Consider the following 20,283-nt stretch of genomic DNA (forward strand, 5'->3'; position numbering starts at 1 on the left):
CCGCACCAGTGAACGTTCGCCGACACCGTGCGGACGAGCGGGGCCGGGAGGGTGCTCCCCGGCCCCGCTTCGCTTGTCCGGGCTCGGTAGGCTGCGCACATGATCTTCGCAAGTCAGCGTCAGGAGCGGTTCGTTGACGCCGTCGGCCGGTTCGAGGCCGCCGTGCGCGAGCAGGAACCGGACCGGGCGGAACAGGCCTTCCACGCGATGTACCGCGGCTTCCAGGACGCGGGACCGCAGGAGGTCGCCCAGGCCGCTCCGCGCCTGGCCGCGCTGCTGCCCGAGGTGCCCCCGGGACCTCGCGGCACCGTGGCCGTGATCGTCGGCGCCTGCGTGGAGCGCGGTGCCGACCCGGGGCCCTGCGCGCCGTACATCTTCGCGGAGCTGGCCGAGAACCTCGCCGACGCGGGGGAGTTCTGCGAACGCTGGGCCGAGACCGGCGGCGGGGACTTCCCCGACCCGGAGCCCGGCGAGGTGGACCCGGCGCTCTTCGAACGGGTCGGACCGGAGGCGGCCCTGGCCTGGCTGTCGATGCCCCAGTGGGAGATGGCGTCCCTCGCGATGCTCAGCCACCCGGCCGTGCGTACGGCGCTGGACGGCTCGCTGCGCGCCCGGCTGCTGCGGGCGGTGCGGGCCGTTGCGGAGGCGTCGGGCCACGAGTTCAAGTGTCTGACGTACGCCCTGCTCGTGCTCGACGACGAGCCGCTCGTCGTGCTGCACCGGCCCACCGGCACCGGCTACCGGATGCGGATGAGCGGGATCGGCGACAATTTCCAGCTGCACACCCTGCTCGCGGACGTCCTCGTCGGCGGCGGCCATGTGCCCGGCCGGGCCCCGTCCCCGCAGGAGGCGGCGGTGTGCCGGGACGCCCCGGGGCAGGTGCCCACCGTGGGGTCGTTCAACCTGGTCACGCCCGGCGGGGAGTGGGTGTGGAACGAGGGCACCCCCACCGACATACCGGTCGTCGACGGCGTACGTGTGCTCGTCCTCGACCCGCCGCCCTACGAGCGTGGCTGGCCCTCGGGCCGGTTCTTCCCCCACATGACCGGAGACCTCGTCCTGGAGCGGGTTCTGGACGCCGCGGAGACGCGCTACTGGCTGGAGGGTTGCGAGCCGCCCAAGTGACGGTGTCCTGACCGTTCCGTTCAACAAGCTCACATCCGCGCTCCCGGCGATGGTCACGCGGACGACGCCCGGCGTCGGAAGAACTGTTCCGGCCGCTCAATCGTCCCCGGCCCGTGACCAGGAGAGAGCCATGAACGGCGTTTCCACGCTCGACCGCCCCCCGCAGCCGGCGGCCCCCACCCGCTACACCGTCAGCGTCGCCCGCACCGAGGACGACGTACGGGCCGCGCAGCGGCTGCGCCACGACGTCTTCGCCGGGGAGATGGGCGCCCTCCTGTCCACCCCGCAGCCGGGGCACGACATCGACGCCTTCGACGCGTACTGCGACCACCTGCTGGTCCGTGACACGGTCACCGACCAGGTCGTCGGCACCTACCGGCTGCTGCCCCCGGACCGCGCCGCGGTCGCCGGGCGGCTCTACTCCGAGGGCGAGTTCGATCTCGCCCCGCTCGACCCGATCCGCCCGGGCCTGGTCGAGGTCGGCCGCTCCTGCGTCCACCCCGACCACCGGGACGGCGCCGTGATCGGCCTGATCTGGGCCGGGATCGCGCGGTACATGGTCGACAACGGCCACGAGTGGCTGGCCGGCTGCTGCTCCATCCCGCTCGCGGACGGCGGCGCCCTCGCGGCCGGCACCTGGGACCGGGTGCGGGAGAAGCACCTGGCGCCCGAGGAGTACCGGGTCCGTCCGCTGCTGCCCTGGAACGCGGACGGCGTGGCCCGTCCCGAGGGGCGCACGGAACTGCCCCCGCTGCTGCGCGGCTACCTCCGCCTCGGCGCCTGGGTGTGCGCGGAGCCGGCCCACGACCCGGACTTCGGGGTCGCCGACCTGTACGTGCTGCTGTCGATGCGCCGGGTCAACGCGCGCTATCTCAAGCACTTCCTCTCGCTCGTCCCGGCCTGATGAGCCTGCTGCGCACGGTGCCCGTGGGCGGGCGGGCCCTGACCCAGCGGCGCGCCCGCCGGGCGGCGGCGGCCGCGGTGCCCCGCCCGGTGATCCCGACGAGCGCCTGGCTGCCCACGGCGCCCTGCTCCCCGCAGGTGTGTGTCGCCTCGGTCCGCGTCTGGACGGACGTGCCGCGGGCGGTGCTGCGTCTGACGGCACTGCTGCTGACGCTGCTCGTGGGCGTGGCCCTGCTGCCGGTGTTCGGCATCGTCCCCGCGTCCCGGCGCGACACGCTGATCCGCGGCTGGAGCAGGGCCGTGGTCCGGGCGTCCGGGGTCCGGGTCCGGATCACCGGCGCCGCCCCCTCCACCGGCGGTCTGCTCCTGGTCGCCAACCACATCTCCTGGCTGGACATCCCGCTGCTCGCGGCGGTGCGCCCGGCCAGGATGCTGGCCAAGGCGGAGATCCGGCGGTGGCCGGTGGCGGGCGGCCTCACGGCACGCAGCGGCGCCTTCTTCATCGAACGCGACCGCCTGCGAGCCCTGCCCCTGACGGTCGCCCGGATCGCCGAGGCGCTGCGCTCCGGCGCCGCGGTGGTCGCCTTCCCGGAAGGCAGCACCTGGTGCGGCAGGGCCCAGGGCCGCTTCCGCCGCGCGGTGTTCCAGGCGGCCCTGGACGCCGGGGTACCGGTCCAGCCGGTCCGCCTGCACTACCGCTTCGCGGACGGCCCCGCGACGACCACCCCGGCCTTCGTGGGCGAGGACTCCCTGCTCTCCTCCCTGTGGCGGGTGGTCACCTCCCGTCACCTGGTGGCTGAAGTGGACGTCCGCCCGACCATCGCCCCCGACACCCACCCGGACCGCCGCACCCTGGCCCACGCGTCCCAGCCGTGCCCCACGGGAGGCGAACCGGCCTGGGCGCACGCCACGCCGTCGAGTGAACGGACCACGAGGGCGGTCGTGCTGCACGGCTGAGCCACGGGATCGAGCCCTCCCGCGGTGGTTTGCCCGAGCCGCCGACCGATCGACCACGGTGTTCGACAACGCGGCTTCCGCACGCTCCGCCGGAGCCGCGATCGACGGTGGTGCCCCGTTCAACCATGCCTCCGCCAGGACAAGTCCTCCGTCGCTGCCGAGAATGGGAGGTGGGCATAGGCCAACCTGCGAGGTGAGGGCGCCATGCTCGGAGGAGGCGAACGAGACGCGTCGGCTGGGCTCCTGCGCAACCGCGTCGTCTCGCTGATCGGCCGGATCAAGACGGGCGTGACCAGCGCCGAGGCGATCGGGCCCGAGCTCGGCGGGCGCGTGGGAACACGCTTGACCAACGCGCTCCACCTGCGGGAGATCGAAGCCCGTACTCTGCTCACCGCGCTCGACACGGGTGAGACGTCCGTGGATCCTTGGCCGGAGCTGTATCGCATCCAGCTCGAGTGCGACGAACTCTTCGAGGAGACGTTGTCTCTCGTGGAAGGTGCGACACTGCGCGCCGCACGCCTGGATGACGGATACTGCGGGCTCGCCGACGCGTTGCTCGACGAGATCGGCGAGACGCTGCCCGTCTCGTGGGACTCGTTCACCGTGCTCGGTACGGAGGAGATCTACGCGCGGTCCACCCGGGTGATCAGGGTCCGCTTCCCGGGCCGCTCGTTCTGGGACCTGCCGGTGGTCGCGCATGAATTCGGGCACTTCGTCGGGCCTGCCGTCACGGTCGACGGGGGAGTCCGAACCGTTCATCCCCTGGAAGACCGGCTCGAACGGAAGCGAGCGATGTGGCCCGAGGCGTCGTGGGCCTGGCTGCACGAGGTGTTCGCCGACGCATTCGCGAGTTACGTTCTCGGCCCGGCGTACGGCCTGGCGTGCGCGCTCGACCGGTTCGACCCGGCCGTGGCCCGGGACGGCACCGAAACCCACCCCGCCCCCAACATGCGCATCGCTGCGATCGAGGCCGCTCTGGACCTCCTGAACCAGGACCACCGTTATGATCACGCGCTCCACGTGATGCGCGCGGCGTGGCGTTCGGGGACCGCCGAGGCGGGTACCGCGGACGAGCAGGGGCTTCCGGAGCCGTACCGGGCCTGGGTGGACGACTGCATGACGTTCCTGGCCGCCCATCTCGCGGGAGCTCGCTACGGCGGTTGGTGGACAGCCCAGGAACTGGCGGACCAGTTCGGCGGCGACGAGACGAACGAGTGGTCGCGCCGAGGAACAGGCCCCGTGGCCACCTACCGGATGCGGGACATCGTCAACGCGAGCTGGCTGGCGCGCATCCATACGACCGACGACGGTGCCTGGCGGAGCATTGCGAAACAGGCCAGAGGTCTGGCGGAGTCCAACTTCTCGCGGGAGGCCCCCTGATGCGCCAGTCCATTCTGCAAGAACGCATCGCCTCCCTACGGCGCAACCTGCAGCGCGCGAACGCCGCCTCCGAGAAGAAACTGGACTTCGCGTACATCACGGTGGAGGACGAGCCGTGGATCAGGGCGTTCAACGAGATCCGCAGCAACTCGACGAACGACCTGGAGATGCTGGAGGTCCTCAACTCCCAGGTGGCGAACGGGGATCTGGATCCGAGTCAGGCCTGGCAGGAGTACCGCAAGATCGAAGGCCTCAGCGAGGAGGTGTTCCGGGAATGCCTCGAGGTGCTCGGCGGGCTCGTCTTTCGCGACATGAGGCTGGACGAGCAGATGTGTCTGTTCGCCGATGAACTGATCAAGGAGTGCGCCAAGAGCGTCGGCAAGATGCCCACGATCGTCATCCCCTCGCCCGACCGTGTGCCTCCCGTCGACATGCGACGTGTCGCCCACATCAGGTTCCCGGAGTGGGATGTGTGGACCCTGCCGCTGGTCGCGCACGAGTACGGGCGAGTGGCGATCGTGGAAACGGAGCAGGCGAACGCGTTCGCCACCGACCTTTCGTGCCGGGAACACGCTGCCCTCGCGGCTGACGCCGCCATCCCGCCGACAGCCGTCGAACAACGGGTCCGCATGCTGCTGGCGGACGCGTTCGCCACCTTCACGAACGGTCCGGCCTATGCGTGTGCGCTCCTGCTGCTGCGGCTCGACATGGTCGGCACCTCCCTGGCCGAGCGCGAACTGGTGCGCCAGCGCGCGAGCATGGTGACCGGCATCGTCGACGCGCTCGACGCCCACAGCCTGATCGAGACCCACCTCCACCGCGAACTGACGAACTGCTGGGAGCAGGCCGTCGGATCGCTGCCCCCCGCCGACGGGGAAGAGGCCGATCCACTGGCCTCGCTCGCCCTGGACCCGGCGGCCGTCCACTCCGCCCTGAAGAAGGCCTTCTACCCGAGTGCGGCGTACACCCCGGCGAACTGGAAGACGGCGATGAGGTGGGGTTCGGAGTGGATCGAGCAACTGGACAACGGAGACGATCTGTCCGTCCCCGGCGAGCTGCTGCCCACTCATCGGCTGCGGGACGCCCTCAACGCGTCCTGGTACGTGCGGATCCGGCGTCCGGACTGGGAGACGAAGGGGTCGGTGGTGACCCGGGGCCTGTGCCAGGAGATCATCGACGGGCGGGGGGTCGGCGGCGGATGGGCAGGCGTGCCGGGCACGTCCCGTCCGCCGGGGGGTGGCTGAGGTGACCACGGCCGTAAGTCCCTGGGGCTTCAAGGGCACCCTCATCGGCCAGCTGTCGTCGGAACTGGCGGCGGCGAGGGATGCGCTCAAGTGCGGTAGGACCAGCGACTGCGCGAGAGTCCTCGAGCGCCTCTTGGCGGAGGTCGCCGCTGCGCGGGCGGCGACAGCGGGCGGTGAGGACCAGCAGCGTCTCCAGTTGATCCACGCGTCGGCTCTGACCACCCTCGGGCGGGTCGAGCGGAGGGTGTCCCCGCCGTGCGGGGCGGCTCGGTTCGAGGAGGCTGTGGGGATCTTCGGCCGGGCGTCGCGGGCCGGTGTCGAGCTGCGACGCGATGAACTCGCCGACTACGGCACGGCGCTGGGCGGTCTGGGGAGACTGGACGAGGCGCGGCATTTCGTCACCCTGGCCCTGGAACGAGACACGCCCGTACCCGCGGAAGTGGTCCTGGGAATCGCCGATCTGCTCAGGCGACGGTCGCGGGAGGCGGAGGCGGACCGACTCCTGAACCTCGCTCTCGACGCCGGGGCCGAGGACCCCGCGATCGCCGAGCGGCTCGCCCGCAGCCTCGAAGAAGCCGCGCAGCCGGACAAGGCGGCGGACGCGTACAGCCAGGCCGGCATGTGGTACGGAGCCGGGGGCACGCCCGGCGAGGCGCTCAGGTGCTTCTCCCTGACCCTCCGCCTGGTGCCCGACCACCTGGGCGCCATGATCGGCCGGAGTTACGCCCTGCACGACCTCGGGCGGCGCGAGGACGCGCTTGCCGCGGTCGAGCAGGCGCTGGAACGGCATCCGGAATCTGTCGAGGCGCACGCGTACACGGCGCAGCTGCTCGGGTCACTGGACCGGATCGAGGAGGCGTTCCGTCTCCTCGATGACGGATTCGCACGCTCCGGTCAGGTGCCCGAACTGCGTGCCGCACAGGCTCGCGTGCTGCTGTGGGCGGGGAACGAGCGAGAAGCACTCACGGTGGTGGAGAAGCTCCTCACCGAGTTGCCCGCCGATGTCGAACTGCGCCGGCTCAAGGCCGGGATTCTGCGCCGACTGGACCGGCCCGAGGCAGCCATCGAGATCCTCAGCGGGCTCCTGGCCGAGAGCGCAGCCCTGCCTCAGGACCGGCTGGACATGATCGACTCCGTGATGGGCATGGGCGAGTACGAGCGCGCCCTGAACGAAACGGACCACGCCCTGCTCTTCGTACCGGAGAACCCTGCGCTGCTCGGGCGCCGCGCGCTGCTCCTCGCCCTCCTCGAACGCTTCGAGGAAGCCCTCGACGCGGCTCGGCACGCGACTGTTCTGGACAGCTCGGACCTGATGGCCCTGCGCGCCGAGGGAGTGGCCCTGGTCCATCTGGGGCGGGCCGAGGACGCCCTGCGGCCACTGCGACGGCTCCTGAGCCTCAGACCGGACTTCTTGGACGCCAGGCGAAAGCTGACCGAACTGCTGATCAGCCGGGATCGGCTCGACGAGGCGGACGACGTCGTCGCCTCGGGGCTGCGCATTCATGGTGAGGATCCAAGGCTGCTGACGGCCCAGGGACACATCGCCGTGCTCCGCCGGGACTACGAAGCCGCACTGACGCCCTTGGAGACGGCGGCCCGCCGACTCGAGGAGACGGCCGAACCAGAGGCCGACGAGAAGGTCGTCGCGGATGTGTGCCTCTGGCTGGGCGAGGCCCTGCGTGGGCTGGGCCGCCAGACGGAAGCACGAGCCCGCCTGGAGAGCGGCCTCGCGATCCGTCCGGACAACGGCTGGCTGCACGGCACATTGGGCCAGGTGCTGCGCGCCTTGGGCAGCAGCAAGGCCGAGGAGAGCCTGCGCAGGGCCGTCGAGAGCGACGACAGCCCCAGCTTCGCCTACGCGGAACTGGGGGACCTGCTCCAGGAGCAGGGCAGGTTCGCCGACTCGCGGGAGGTGCTCGTGGCGGGCACCGAGCGGTGGCCCGGGGACGCGTGGGTCTGGGGAATCCTCAGCGCCACGGAGTACCGGCTCAAGGACTACGACAGCGCGCTCGCGTCGTGCGACAGGGCTCTGGCGCTCAACAGCGCGTACGCCTGGGCCTACGCGCTCAAGGGAGCCGTTCTCCTGGACACCGACGAGATCCAGCGGGCCGTCGAGGCCTTCGACGCGGCCCTGGAACTGGAACCCGTCAACGGCTGGGCGTGGATGGTCCGCGGCTGGGCCCTGGAGCTGCTGGGACGGCGTGAGGACGCACGTCTGAGCTTCCAGAACGCGGTGGACCACCGAACCGGCGCCGGCCGCCGGGAGAGCACGTGGGCGTGGATCGGACTGGCGGACCTGATGCTTCAGGACGGAGACAGCGAGGGGGCACGAGACCACTTCGAGCGGACCCTGGGCGTGCTTCGCGGGGTCGGCGCCGTGGAGCTGTCCCAGATCGGCTGGTGCCACCTTCGGCTGGACGAGTGCGAGCAGGCCGCGCGCGAATTCGGCGAAGCCCTGCTCATCGAGGAGTCCGGCAGTCCCGTCCAGTTCGACCTGGCCCTTGCGCTGCTCGGCCTGGAGCCGGTTGAGCGCGCGGTCGACGCGTACGCCGAGGCTGTCGTGACCATGCGTGGCGTCGCGCACCCTGGCCGCCGACGATTTCTGCTGCATGTGGCCGAGCACGACCTGGACGTCGTGCTGGCCCAGCCCAGCTTCCGCGAGGTCGCCCCCGAGTACGTGGAGCTGATCCGCTGGATGCTGGCGCGCGACGGACCGGCCACTCACGAGTGGAGGGAAGCCGTGGAAGGCAAGCTGAGGCCTGAGCAGTATCACTGCACCTTGCACGGAACGGATCTGACGGACCAGGTCGTCGACCGCCTGGCCAACGATCCGGTGCAGGTGGCGAACTTCGGCTTCTCCGTCCGAAGGGGCAGGGGGCGGCGCAATGACAAGCCCTTCACCGTGGTGGTCGTGTGCCCCGGTACAGGCTCGGGCGAGGACGCGCACGACCACGAGTTCAAAGGGGTCGTCGCGTCATGAACGATCCGGTTCGCCGGACAGCGCAGGCGTCGCGGGAGACGGTGTCGCCCGAGACCCGGCGCTGGCAGCGGGCCGCCGCCGCGCTCGAACCCGAGCACACGCTCAACAGGATCGCCGCCAACGCCAAATACGTGTTGACGTCCATTTCCCTGCTGGGTACCGCCCTTTCCGTCGCCGGTCTGTTCTCGATCAGCGAGCTCACTCAGCGACCGGAACTGCTGGCGTTCGCGGCCCTGGCCTTCGTTCTCACGCTGGCCGCCGTGCTGCTGGCGCTGCGGACGCTCGTCCTGCGCAGTCGTCAGGTCAACCTCGATGACCTCGACGACGTGAAGGCCTGGTACGAGAGCGAGTTCCGCCACGCGGGAAAAGTGGCTGCGGCGGGCTGGCTCCTGTGTGCGGGCCTGCTCGTGGCCGGGCTCACGGCCCTGATCGCGTCCGTGGTGGCGCATCCGTCGTACCAGGTCGCCCTCGAGGGCGCCTGGTCCGATGCGCAGCACAGTCTCTCCGCGAGCGGGAGCGCGACCGACGTCGACCGGGGCGCGACGCTGACCATGACGGTCACGGGCACCGACGCGTCCGGCGCCGAGACGGTGCTGATGCGCAGCAGCGGTACCCCCGACGCCGACGGCGGCGCCGAGCTCAAGGCCTCCGTCGACACCGAAAGGGCCTATGCCTCGTACACGGTCGTTCTGACCGACGACGGCGAGCAGGAGGCCGCCTTGACGGTCCCCGCCCCCTGACTACACCCCGAACAACCGGGCCCCGTTCTCGTGACACACCTTCCGCAGCCACTCCTCGCCCAGTCCCAGGCGTTCGAGGGACTCCAGTTGGTGGAGGTACGGGTACGGGATGTTGGGGAAGTCCGTGCCGAGGAGGATGCGGTCGGCCAGGGCCTTCAGGCGGGGGAGTTCGGCTTCGGGGAAGGGGTTGAGACGTTCGCTGAAGTCGGTGAAGGCCATCGTCGTGTCCAGGCGGACCTCGTCGTACCGCTCGGCCAGGTCCAGGAAGTCCGTGTACTCCGGCATGCCCATGTGCGCCACGATCAGGGGCAGGCGGGGATGGCGGGCCAGTAGGCGGGCCACCGGTTCCGGACCGGTGTGCTTGCCGGGGGCGGGGCCCGAGCCGCAGTGCATGACCACGGGGATGCCCGCATCGGCCAGCATGCCCCACACGGGGTCAAGCAGTTCGTGGGCCGGGTCGTACGCGCCCACCTGTACATGGGACTTGAAGACCCTGGCCCCGGCCTCGACCGCCGAGCGGACGTAGTCCTCGACGCCGTCCTCCGGGAACAGCGTGGCCGTGTGCAGGCAGTCGGGTGTGCGGGTCGCGAAGTCGGCGGCCCATTCGTTCAGCCAGGCCGCCATGCCCGCCTTGTGCGGGTACAGCATCGCGGTGAAGGCACGCACCCCGAAGCGGCGCAGCAGCGCCACTCGTTCGTCCTCCTCGTGGCGGTAGGTGATGGCCCACTCGACACCCGTCATCGGGCCGACCGCGTCGAAGTAGTCCCACACCTTGCGCAGCACCCGCTCCGGCATGAAGTGCGTGTGGACGTCGACGAACCCGGGCACCCCGATACGCCGCCGGAATCCTTCCAGAGCCTCGGCCTCGTCCACCGGGTCGCCTTCGCTGCGCGCAGTCATGCCCCGACTGTCACGCAGGCGTACCCGTCACCACAACCCCATTGATCAGTTCCCGTCCATCGTCCGGGCCAGGTACTCCGCCGTGGCGCTGCCCTCCGCCCGCGCGACCTCCGCCGGCGGACCCGCCGCCACGATCCGGCCGCCCGCCTCGCCGCCGCCCGGGCCGAGGTCGATCACCCAGTCCGCGCCCGCCACCACCGCCATGTCGTGCTCGACGACGACCACGGTGTGCCCGGCGTCGACCAGGCCGTGCAGCTGACGCATCAGGACCTCCACGTCGGCCGGGTGGAGGCCGGTCGTCGGCTCGTCCAGCACGTACACCGTGTGGCTCGGGCGGCCCCGCTGCAGCTCGCTCGCCAGCTTGATGCGCTGGGCCTCACCGCCGGACAGCTCGGTCGCGGGCTGTCCCAGGCGCAGATAGCCGAGGCCGACGTCCAGCAGCGTGCCGAGGCTGCGGGCCACCGCCGGGGTGTCCGCGAAGAAGCCGGTCGCCGCCTCGACCGTGAGGTCCAGCACCTGGGCGATGTTCCGTCCCCGGTACGTCACTTCGAGCGTCTCGGGGTTGTAGCGCGCGCCCCCGCAGTCCGGGCACGCCGCGTACGTGCTCGGCAGGAACAGCAGCTCGACGCTGACGAACCCCTCGCCCTGGCAGGTCTCGCAGCGCCCTCCGGCCACGTTGAAGGAGAAGCGGCCGACCCCGAATCCCCGCTCCCGCGCCTCGTCCGTGGCCGCGAACGCCTTCCGGACGACGTCGAACAGGCCTGTGTAGGTGGCGAGGTTGGAGCGCGGAGTGCGGCCGATCGGCTTCTGGTCGACGCTCACCAGCCGGCCGACGCCGGGCAGCTCCTCGGTGATCTCCCCGATCAGCGTGGACTTCCCCGAGCCCGAGACACCGGTGACCGCGGTGAACACCCCGAGCGGGAACTCGGCGGTCACCGCTCGCAGGTTGTGCCGGGTGACCGGGCCGAGCTTCAACTGGCCCGAGGGCGAGCGGACTTCGCGCGGGGGAGTGGGGGAGCCGTCGAACAGGAAACGGGCCGTCGCCGACTCCGTCACCGTGGCGAGGCCGGAGGGCGGTCCGCTGTACAGCACCCGCCCGCCGTGCTCGCCCGCCCTCGGGCCCACGTCCACCAGCCAGTCGGCGCCGCGGACCACGTCCAGATGGTGTTCCACCACGAACACCGAGTTCCCCGCGGCCTTCAGCCGCGCCAGCACCGTCAGCAGCGCCTCCGTGTCCGCAGGGTGCAGTCCGGCGGACGGCTCGTCGAGGACGTAGACGACGCCGAAGAGCCCGGAGCGCAGCTGGGTGGCGAGGCGGAGGCGTTGCAGCTCGCCCGCCGAGAGGGTGGGGGTCGCCCGGTCGAGGCTCAGATAGTCGAGGCCCAGCTCGACGACCGGGGCGATCCGGGACCTCAGATCCTCGGTGAGGACCCGGGCCGTCTCCGAGGTGCCGTGCAGCACCCCGGCCAGCTCGGCCAGCGGTAGCGCCGCCAGCTCGGCGATCGTACGGCCCGCGAAGGTCACCGCCAGCGCCTCGGGGCGCAGCCTGCTGCCGTCACACGCGGGGCAGGGCGCACTGGCCAGGAACCGCTCCGCCCTGGCGCGCAGGGTCGCGCTCTTGGAGTCGGAGAACGTCTTCATGACGTACCGCCGGGCGCTCATGTACGTGCCCTGGTACGGCCGTTGGATCCGGTCCGCGTCCCGCACCGGATGGACCGTGACGACCGGCTGCTCGTCGGTGAAGAGGATCCACTCCCGCTGCTCGGCGGGCAGTTCGCGCCAGGGCCGGTCCACGTCGTAACCGAGCGCGTCGAGGATGTCCCGCAGGTTCTTGCCCTGCCAGGCGCCGGGCCACGCGGCGACCGCGCCGTCCCGGATCGACAGCGTCGGATCGGGGACCAGCAACTCCTCCGTCGTACGGTGGACTTGGCCCAGGCCGTGGCAGGACGGGCAGGCTCCGGCGGCCGTGTTGGGGGAGAAGGCGTCGGAGTCGAGCCGTTCGGCGCCGGGCGGGTGGTCGCCCGCGCGGGAGTACAGCATGCGCAGGGAGTTGGAGAGGTTGGTGACCGTGCCGACCGACGAGCGTGCGGTCGGCGCCGAGCGCCGCTGCTGGAGCGAGACCGCCGGTGGCAGTCCGGTGATCTCCCCGACCTTCGGCGCGCCCACCTGGTGGATCAGCCTGCGGGCGTACGGCGCCACCGACTCGAAGTAGCGGCGCTGCGCCTCGGCGTAGATCGTGCCGAAGGCGAGTGAGGACTTGCCCGATCCGGAGACGCCGGTGAACACGGCCAGCACGTCCCGGGGAATGTCGACGTCCACGCCCTGGAGGTTGTGCTCGCGGGCGCCTCGGACGCGGACGTACGGATCGTGGGGGTCGTGCATGACGGATCTCCACACCAGGGAAGCGGGGAAGCGGAACAGGGAAGCAGGGCAGGGGGACAAACCACGCGATCCTATGCGACCGGGGCGGACCGGGCCAGACCGGGCCGGTCAGGGCCCGAACGTCCACACGTTCCCCACCGGTCGGCCGTCCCGCCGCAGCACCGTGCCGAGCAGCCGGGTGAGCTCCTCCTCGACCTCGGCGACCAGGTCGGTGCCCCACACGCACAGGGACTCCTCCACGAAGTTGCCGTAGGTGCCCGTGCGCAGGTCCTCGCTGACCTGGATGACGTTCTCGTCGGTCAGGTAGGAGTAGCCCGGCCACGGGGGCTGACCCGGACCGCCGGCCCGGGTCGGGTCCCAGACGGAGCCGCTGATGTACCACTTGAGCCGGTAGAGTCGCTCGCCGCGGCGCCCGCAGGCCCTGAGGCCCCGGGCGATGACCGCCTCCACCTCCCTGAGCAGCGGGTCGCGCCAGTCGTCGACGGCCGCCATGTGCCAGGTGACCGAGCCCGGCGGTTCGGCGAAGCCGTCGTAGGCGGTCTCGTACGTGACCTCGAACCGCTCCTCGAAGCGGCGCCAGATCTCGTCGTGCTCGGGTTCGGAGAACAGCATCCTCGCCGGGCGCTCGCGGGCGGGCTCCCCGGGCGGCGCCCAGCGGTAGGTGGTGACCTCGGCGACCGGGTGGAAGCCGGCCGACAGATGGACCGGGAGGAGGTCGCCGCCGGCCTCGGCCACCACGTAACGGGACCTGGGTCGCGACCACACCTGCCGGTTCGCCCACGCGGCCGCGGCATGCAGCAGCTCGGGGCGTGGCCCGCTGATTCCGCCGACGGAGGAGAAGTCCGTGCCGTCGGCCTTCTCCAGCCAGACCAGGTCCACGGGGCGGCCGTGGCGCCAGAGGGACAGGATGTCCATGCCGTGCTCCAGCTCGGACACCGGCCGGCGCTGCTCGGGTGCCGCGGCGGCGAGGTCGAGCAGCTTCTCGCGGTCGCTCCGCGCCATGCCGAGCCAGTACGTGCGCGTCTCCGTGTCCGTCGTCGGCACGTCGGCGACGTCGGCGATCAGCAGGGAACGCGGGGGCCCCGGAGTGAACCCCGCATCGAGCAGTGCCCGGGCGAGCGACGGCCCGTCGTGCGAGTACACCTTCCACGTGACCGGCTCGACGCGCTCGGCGAAGATCTCCTGCGTCCGCCGCACCAGGCCGGCCAGGTCGTCGACCCCGGAGAGGTCCCGGTGGTCCACGACGCCATGGGTGCCGTAGTGGACGCGGACCAGTGGCCCGTCCCGTTCGGCGACCACGCCCCACACCTCGGGCAGACGGCCCCGCATCCGACTGTCGTACGCCGACCACAACGCCGAGGCGTCATCGGTCACTCACGGCCCCCATGGTTCACTTCACGATCGTCGCCAGCCGCCGGTACGAGTCCAGCAGCGCCCCGCGGTCGTACGAGCTGGTGGTGACGAGGATCTCCTGGGCGCCGGTGTCCTTCAACAGGATTTCCAGCTCGTCCGCGACCTGTTCCTCGGTGCCGGCGAGATGCCCGGCGAGGCCCTGCTCGTAGTAGCCGCGCTCCTTCGCGGTCATGGTGAGCGCCGCCACGCGCTCGGCGGGCGGCAGCGGCGGGAAGGTGCCGTGCGTGCGCGCGTACGCCATCGACCAGGCCTCCGGGACCAGCAGCCGCCGGGCCTCCTCGGGGGTGGCGGCCACGGCGACGGTGCCGGAGACGACGACGTACGGCTCCGCGGCCCAGGGGGAGGGGCGGAAGTTCGCGCGGTAGTGGTCGATCCCGCGTTGCATCTTCGGCCGGTTGCGGAGGTCGCCGATGACCAGGGGCAGGCCCGCGCGGGCCGCGATGCCGGCGCCCTCGCCCATGGCGAGCACGAACGGCGGCACGGTCAGCCCCTCGGCCGGGCGCGCGTGCACCCCCGTCGGCGAGGTCCCGCGGAACCAGCCCAGCAACTCGTCGAGCTGCCCGGCGAAGTCCTCGGCGTCGTCCTTGTCCCGGCCGAGTGCCTTGCGCACCCCGCCGGTGAATCCGACCGAACGCCCGAGCCCCATGTCGATCCGGCCCGGGAAGAGCGACTCCAGCACCCCGAACTGCTCGGCGACGACGAGGGGTTGGTGGTTGGGCAGCATGACCCCGCCGGTGCCCACCCGGATCGTCCGGGTGGCGGCGGCGACGGCGGCGGCCAGCACGGTGGGCGCGGACCCGGCGACTCCGGGCACGCCGTGATGCTCCGACACCCAGATCCGGTGGTAGCCGAGTCCCTCCACCTCCCGGGCCAGGGTGACGGTGTCCCGCAGCGCCTCGCCGTTCGTGTGCCCCTCGCGGGTGCGGGAACGGTCGAGGACGGAGAAGCGGGCCTGCGCGAGAACGGAACTCATGTCTGGTTCAACACGCGGCGGCCCGCAGGATTCCTCACGGCATGCCCCGGGGCCCGGAAACCCGGCCGGAGTCAGGCGTCGTGGCCGGCCCGGCCGGCCGGTCAGTGACCGGCAGCCAGGGCCGCGAGGACGGCGCGGGTGAGGCGGGCGGCGTAGGCGTCGTTCGTGGGGCCGCCCACCGCGAGCATCCTGAAGTACAGCGGGGCGCCGAACAGGTCGACGGCCAGGCCCAGGTCGGTCTCGGCGGGCAGTTCGCCCCGGTCCACCGCCTGGCGGACCAGCGTCGCCACCGCCGCGCGCCGGGGGGCGAGGACCGCCTCGTGGAGCGCGTCACGCAGGGACGGGTTGCGGGCCGACTCGGCCACCAGGTCCGGGATGATCCGGCCGACGAGCGGGTGGTGCAGGTCGGTCATGGTGTCCCGCACGAAACGCTCGACGTCGTCGTGGAGGGAGCCGGAGCCGGCCGTCGCCGGCAGATGCGCGGCGGCGGCCTCGGAGACCAGTTCCACCACCATCGCCTCCTTGGCGGGCCAGCGGCGGTACAGGGCCGCCTTGCCCACGCCGGCCCGGCGGGTGACGGCCTCCATCGACATCCGGGCGTACCCGGTCTCGGCCAGCTCCTCGAACACGGCGCGCCTGATCGTCTCGGTCACGGACTCCCGCAGCACCGCCGAGCCCGTGGGCCCGCGGTCGAGTGCGCTCCGGCTGGTCGACTCCACGGCGGGAGATTAACACCGGACGGAACGGTTGCGTTCCGTCCGGGCCGGGAGTACGTTCCGCCGAGACGGAACGGACCTGTTCCGTTCCGTAGGGGAGAGGGGGCCGCATGACCCTGGAGGCCGAGACCCAGCAGGGGGAGGCGGGCGGTACCCGCCGCCGGGCCCGCACCGTGCTGGCCGTGCTGGCGCTCTTCATCGTGATCAACGCCGCCGACAAGGCCGTACTCGGCCTGACCGCGGGCCCCATCAAAGACGAACTCGGGCTGACCGCGACCGAGTTCGGGACCATCGCCAGCAGCTTCTATCTGCTGTTCAGCCTCTCCGCCGTCTCGGTCGGCTTCCTCGGCGACCGCATCCGCCCCCGGCCCCTGCTCGCGGTGCTCGCCTTGGTCTGGGCGGCGGCGCAACTGCCGATCCTCCTCCCCGCCGCCGGGTTCGGCGCGCTGGTCGCGACCCGGGTCATGCTGGGCGCGGGAGAGGGGCCGGGCTATCCGCTGGCCAACTACACCGCCTTCACCTGGTACCCGGAGAAGCGGCGCGCGCTGCCCTCCGCCGTCGTGGTCGCGGGCGGCGCGGGCGGCACCGTCCTGGCCGCCCCACTGGTCGTCCTGGTCAGCGAAACCCTCGGCTGGCGGGCCGCGTTCGGCCTGCTCGGCGCCGTGGGCCTGCTCTGGACCGTGCTGTGGCTGCGGGTAGGCGGTGGCGGGCCCTACACCGCCCGGCTCGGGCCCGGGGACAGCCCGTCGCAGGCGGCCACCGGCACCGTGCCCTTCCACCGCGTCGTCACCACCGGTACCTGGCTGGGCGCCACTCTCTCCACCTTCGCGGTCATGTGGACGCTCGCCCTCGGCTTCGCCTGGCTGCCGCTCTACTTGGAGGAACAGGCGGGCTTCAGCACCGCGCAGGTCAGCGCTGTCGTCGGCCTGCCCGCCCTGTCCATGGCCGCGCTGGTGCTCACCGCGGGCGCGCTCGCGCACCGGCTCCTGCGGCGCGGGGCGACCGCACGGCTCGCCCAGGGACTGGTGGGCGCGCTGCTGCCCCTGCTCGCCGGCGGGTGCCTGCTCCTGATGACCCGGGCACCGTCCGCCGCCCTGCTGCCCCTTCTGGTGCTGGCGTTCTCCGCGGGCAACGGCCAGACCCCGCTGACCAACGCGGCGATCGCGGACATCTGCCCGCCGGGCCGACGCAGCGCCGCCCTCGGACTGTCGTACGCCCTCGCCGCCCTCTCCAGCCTCATCGCCCCCTACGTCACCGGACGGATCATCGACGCGGCGCCGACCGAAGCCGTCGGCTACGACCGGGCCTTCGACCTGACCGCCTGGCTGCTGATCGCCGGGGCGGTGCTCTCGATGCTCCTCGTCCGCCCCGACCGTGACGCCCGGAACCTGCTCGGCCACACCGCCCCGCGGCCCGCGTCCGCCACCGACGCGCAGCCCTCAGTGAAGGAGTGATCCCCGATGCCCGTGGACATCGCCGTCGTCCAGGGGGCCCGGACGCCGATCGGCCGCTACCGAGGCGCGCTGAGCTCCGTCCCCGCCCACCGGCTCGCCGCACTGGTGATCCAGGATGCCGTCGCCCGCGCCGGGACCGAACCCGCCGCCGTGGACGAGGTCGTCCTCGGCTGCGTCGGCCAGGTGGGCCCCGACGCCTTCAACGCCCGGCGGGCGGCCCTGGCCGCCGGGCTGCCGGTGCGCACCACCGCGTACAACGTCAACCGCCTGTGCGGATCGGGCCTCCAGGCCGTCTGGTCGGCCGCGCAGAGCCTGACGGTCGGCGCGGTGGACCGCGTCGTGGCCGGCGGCAACGAGTCGATGACCCGTCAGCCCACCCTGGACTACGGCGAGCGCGCCCCCGACGAGATACCCGGGGCTTCCACCGTCGACGGCACTCTCTCCCTGCTCACCGACCCCTTCGGGCACTACCCGATGGGCATGACCGGCGAGGTCGTGGCCGACCGGTACGGCGTCTCGCGGCTGCGCCAGGACCGGTGGGCCGCCGAGAGCCAGCGCCGGGCCGCCGTCGCCGTCGACGAAGGACGGTTCTGGGACCAGATCGTCCCGGTCGACACCCCGGCCGGGCTGGTCGCGCGGGACGAGCACCCCAGGCCCGGCACGACGGTGGAGAAGCTGTCCGGCCTGCCGCCCGTGTTCGCGCAGAACGGCACCGTCACCGCCGGCAACTCCGCCGGCGTCAACGACGGCGCCGCCGCCGTCCTGCTGATGCGCACGGCCGACCTCGCCCCCGGCACCACACCGCTGTGCCGGCTGCGGGACACCGTGGTCAGCGCCGTGGAACCGGAGATCATGGGCATCGCCCCCACGCAGGCGATCCGCGCCCTGCTGCACCGCGCCGACCTCACCCTCGACGACATCGACGTGATCGAGCTCAACGAGGCGTTCGCCGCCCAGGTCCTCGCCGTCATGGACGGCCTCAAACTCGACCCGGACCGGGTCAACCCCAACGGCGGCGCGATCGCCCTCGGCCATCCCATCGGCGCCACCGGAACCGTGCTCCTGCTCAAGGCCGCGCACGAACTGCGCCGCATCGGCGGCCGGTTCGCCGTGATCGCCCTGTGCGTCGGCGGCGGCCAGGGCATCGCCGCACTGATCGAGAACCCGGGTGCGGTGCGATGAGCGCCTACGCATGGCACCCGTCCCGCGAGCACACCGAGCGGAGCAACATCGCCGCCTTCTGCCGCGAGCACGGCGTCGATGGCGGCTACCGCGCGCTGCAGGCCCGGTCCGTCGACGACCCCGAATGGTTCTGGGAGCGGGCCGTCCGCGACATCGGCATCGCCTGGCACGTGCCCCCGCGGCGGGTCCGCGACGACACCAGGGGCATCGCCCACACCCGCTGGTTCCCCGGCGGGCGCACCAACCTCGTGGACTCCTGCCTGGCGCCCCGGACACCGCGGGGCCGCGGAGGGGCGCCCGCGCTGCGCTGGGAACGAGAGGACGGGACACGCGGCAGCCTCACCTACGACGAGACGGCCGCCCTCAGCGCCCGGGTGGCGGGAGGCCTGCGCGGACTGGGGGTCACGGTCGGGGACCGGGTGGCCGCGTACCTGCCCCCGGGCCCCGAGGCCTTCGTCTTGCTCTTCGCCTGCGCCCGCCTCGGCGCCGTCCTGGTCCCGCTGTTCTCCGGGTTCGGCGCCGACGCGATCGCGGTCCGGCTCGCCGACGCCGAGGCCCGGGTCCTGGTGACCGCGACGGTCTCGGTGCGGCACGGACGCCGCCACGACATGGAGGCGGCCGCCCGCACGGCGACGCAACGGGTCCCCTGCGTCCGGCACCTCGTCGTCGTCCAGGAGGGCTCGGGCTCCGGACCGGCCGACACGAACTGGGACGCTCTCGCCGCCGCCGACCCCGCCGAGACCGTCTCGCTCCCCGCCGACACTCCCTTTCTCCTGCTGCACACCTCCGGCACCACCGGCCGGCCCAAGGGCGCCCTGCACACGCACGGCGGCTTCGCCGCGCAGGTGGGCAGCGAGACGCGGTACAACCTCGACCTGCGGCCGGACGACGTCGTGTGGTGGGTGACCGACCCCGGCTGGATCATGTTCCCGCTGATCGCCGTCGGCGCCACCCTCGCCGGTGCCTGCGTCCTCGCCTACGAGGGCGCGATAGACCAGCCCGACCCCACCCGTCTGTGGCGGCTGCTCGACGACCACGAGGTCACCGTGTTCGGCGGCTCGCCCAGTCTGGCCCGCACCCTGATGGGGCGCGGCCCGGCGAACGCCGCGGCACCCGCCCGGCTGCGCGTCCTCGGGTCCACCGGGGAACCGTGGACCGAGGAGGCCTGGCACTGGTACTTCGCCGAGTTCGGCGGCAAACGCTGCCCGGTGATCAACATCTGCGGCGGCACCGAGGTCGGCGGCTCCCTGCTCGCCTCGGCGCCCACCCTGCCCCAGTCGCCCTGCGGTTTCGCCGGGCCCTGTCTGGGCATCGACGCGGCCGTCGAGGACGCCTCCGGTGCCGAGCCGCCGGCGGGACAGGCCGGCGAACTGGTCGTACGACAGCCCTGGCCCGGCATGACCCGGGGCCTGTGGCGGGCACAGGAACGTTTCCTGGAGGCCTACTTCGAACGACGGCCGGGCCGCTGGTCGCACGGCGACCTGGTCTCCCGCACCGGCGAGGAATGGTTCGTGCACGGGCGGCTCGACGACGTCATCAAGGTGGCCGGCAAACGCCTGGGTCCCACCGAGGTCGAGGAGGCGGTCCTCGGCGACCCGGCCGTCGGCGAGGCCGCCGCGGTCGGCGTACCGCATCCCGTCAAGGGCGAGACGTTGTGGTGCCTCGCCGTCCCGGCGGCCGGCCGGTCCCTCGGCCCGCCGGAGTGCCGGCGGATCCGCGCACGGGTCGCCGACGCGCTCGGCCCGGCGTTCCGGCCCAGCCGGGTGATCGCCGTGCCGCAGCTGCCCAGAACCCGCAACGGCAAGGTGATGCGGCGCCTCGTCCGCGACGTGCTCACCGGCCGGGAACCCGGCGACCTGTCCACCCTCGTCAACCCCGAGAGCCTCGAGGCGCTGCGCGCGGCCGTACGGCAAGACCCCTCATGACGGGCGACC

15 protein-coding genes are annotated in these 20,283 nt (G+C 72.4%); 10 read left to right on the plus strand and 5 right to left on the minus strand.

All coding sequences use genetic code 11. The features are described from left to right. The first annotated feature begins 99 nt into the window (after positions 1-99). The 7 genes from AC068Z_RS17595 (at position 100) to AC068Z_RS17625 (ending at position 9,329) form a co-directional block, all read left to right on the plus strand. The gene (locus AC068Z_RS17595; RefSeq protein WP_478556105.1) at positions 100-1,125 is read left to right on the plus strand and encodes a hypothetical protein; all 1,026 of its coding nucleotides are present in this window, start codon (positions 100-102) and stop codon (positions 1,123-1,125) included. Positions 1,126-1,255: 130 nt separating this feature from the next. Then, positions 1,256-2,029 (plus strand): GNAT family N-acetyltransferase, encoded by a 774-nt coding sequence (locus AC068Z_RS17600; RefSeq protein WP_478556107.1) that lies wholly within the window; start codon positions 1,256-1,258, stop codon positions 2,027-2,029. Next, positions 2,029-2,985, plus strand: a complete 957-nt coding sequence (locus AC068Z_RS17605; RefSeq protein ID WP_478556109.1) for a lysophospholipid acyltransferase family protein — start codon at positions 2,029-2,031, stop codon at positions 2,983-2,985. The genes AC068Z_RS17600 and AC068Z_RS17605 overlap by 1 nt, the downstream gene beginning before the upstream one ends. Positions 2,986-3,273: 288 nt before the next feature. After that, a complete protein-coding gene (locus AC068Z_RS17610; protein ID WP_478556111.1) occupies positions 3,274-4,365 on the plus strand; it encodes a M48 family metalloprotease in 1,092 nt (363 codons plus the stop codon). Then, a complete protein-coding gene (locus AC068Z_RS17615; RefSeq protein ID WP_478556113.1) occupies positions 4,365-5,609 on the plus strand; it encodes a hypothetical protein in 1,245 nt (414 codons plus the stop codon). The genes AC068Z_RS17610 and AC068Z_RS17615 overlap by 1 nt, the downstream gene beginning before the upstream one ends. 1 nt (position 5,610) lies before the next feature. Beyond that, complete coding sequence (locus AC068Z_RS17620; protein ID WP_478556115.1) at positions 5,611-8,589, plus strand: tetratricopeptide repeat protein; 2,979 nt, start codon at positions 5,611-5,613, stop codon at positions 8,587-8,589. Next, a complete protein-coding gene (locus AC068Z_RS17625; RefSeq protein WP_478556117.1) occupies positions 8,586-9,329 on the plus strand; it encodes a hypothetical protein in 744 nt (247 codons plus the stop codon). The genes AC068Z_RS17620 and AC068Z_RS17625 overlap by 4 nt, the downstream gene beginning before the upstream one ends. Here the strand turns inward: AC068Z_RS17625 and AC068Z_RS17630 are convergent, their stop codons facing one another. From AC068Z_RS17630 to AC068Z_RS17650, 5 genes are all read right to left on the minus strand, one after another. Further along, positions 9,330-10,229 (minus strand): amidohydrolase family protein, encoded by a 900-nt coding sequence (locus AC068Z_RS17630; protein ID WP_478556119.1) that lies wholly within the window; start codon positions 10,227-10,229, stop codon positions 9,330-9,332. Positions 10,230-10,274: 45 nt separating this feature from the next. Then, positions 10,275-12,611, minus strand: a complete 2,337-nt coding sequence (locus AC068Z_RS17635; RefSeq protein ID WP_478556121.1) for an ATP-binding cassette domain-containing protein — start codon at positions 12,609-12,611, stop codon at positions 10,275-10,277. Between the two features lie 108 nt (positions 12,612-12,719). Continuing rightward, positions 12,720-13,985, minus strand: coding sequence for a DUF2716 domain-containing protein (locus tag AC068Z_RS17640; RefSeq protein WP_478556123.1), 1,266 nt, complete (start codon positions 13,983-13,985; stop codon positions 12,720-12,722). A gap of 16 nt (positions 13,986-14,001) precedes the next feature. Beyond that, the gene (locus AC068Z_RS17645; RefSeq protein WP_478556125.1) at positions 14,002-14,997 is read right to left on the minus strand and encodes an LLM class flavin-dependent oxidoreductase; all 996 of its coding nucleotides are present in this window, start codon (positions 14,995-14,997) and stop codon (positions 14,002-14,004) included. A 101-nt stretch (positions 14,998-15,098) separates the two neighbouring features. Further along, positions 15,099-15,716: a TetR/AcrR family transcriptional regulator gene (locus AC068Z_RS17650; protein WP_478556127.1), complete on the minus strand. Its 618-nt coding sequence runs from the start codon at positions 15,714-15,716 to the stop codon at positions 15,099-15,101. Positions 15,717-15,823: 107 nt separating this feature from the next. On the opposite strand from AC068Z_RS17650, the gene AC068Z_RS17655 reads away from it, so the two are divergent. From AC068Z_RS17655 to AC068Z_RS17665, 3 genes are read left to right on the plus strand one after another with little or no spacing between them, the layout of a single operon-like run. Beyond that, on the plus strand, positions 15,824-17,167 hold the full coding sequence (locus tag AC068Z_RS17655) for an MFS transporter (protein ID WP_478556129.1): 1,344 nt from the start codon (positions 15,824-15,826) through the stop codon (positions 17,165-17,167). 6 nt (positions 17,168-17,173) lie between these two features. Beyond that, a complete protein-coding gene (locus tag AC068Z_RS17660) occupies positions 17,174-18,349 on the plus strand; it encodes a thiolase family protein (RefSeq protein WP_478556131.1) in 1,176 nt (391 codons plus the stop codon). Continuing rightward, complete coding sequence (locus AC068Z_RS17665) at positions 18,346-20,274, plus strand: AMP-binding protein (RefSeq protein WP_478556133.1); 1,929 nt, start codon at positions 18,346-18,348, stop codon at positions 20,272-20,274. The genes AC068Z_RS17660 and AC068Z_RS17665 overlap by 4 nt, the downstream gene beginning before the upstream one ends. Positions 20,275-20,283: the final 9 nt, after the last annotated feature.

This window comes from Streptomyces sp. NPDC043726 (assembly GCF_056436565.1).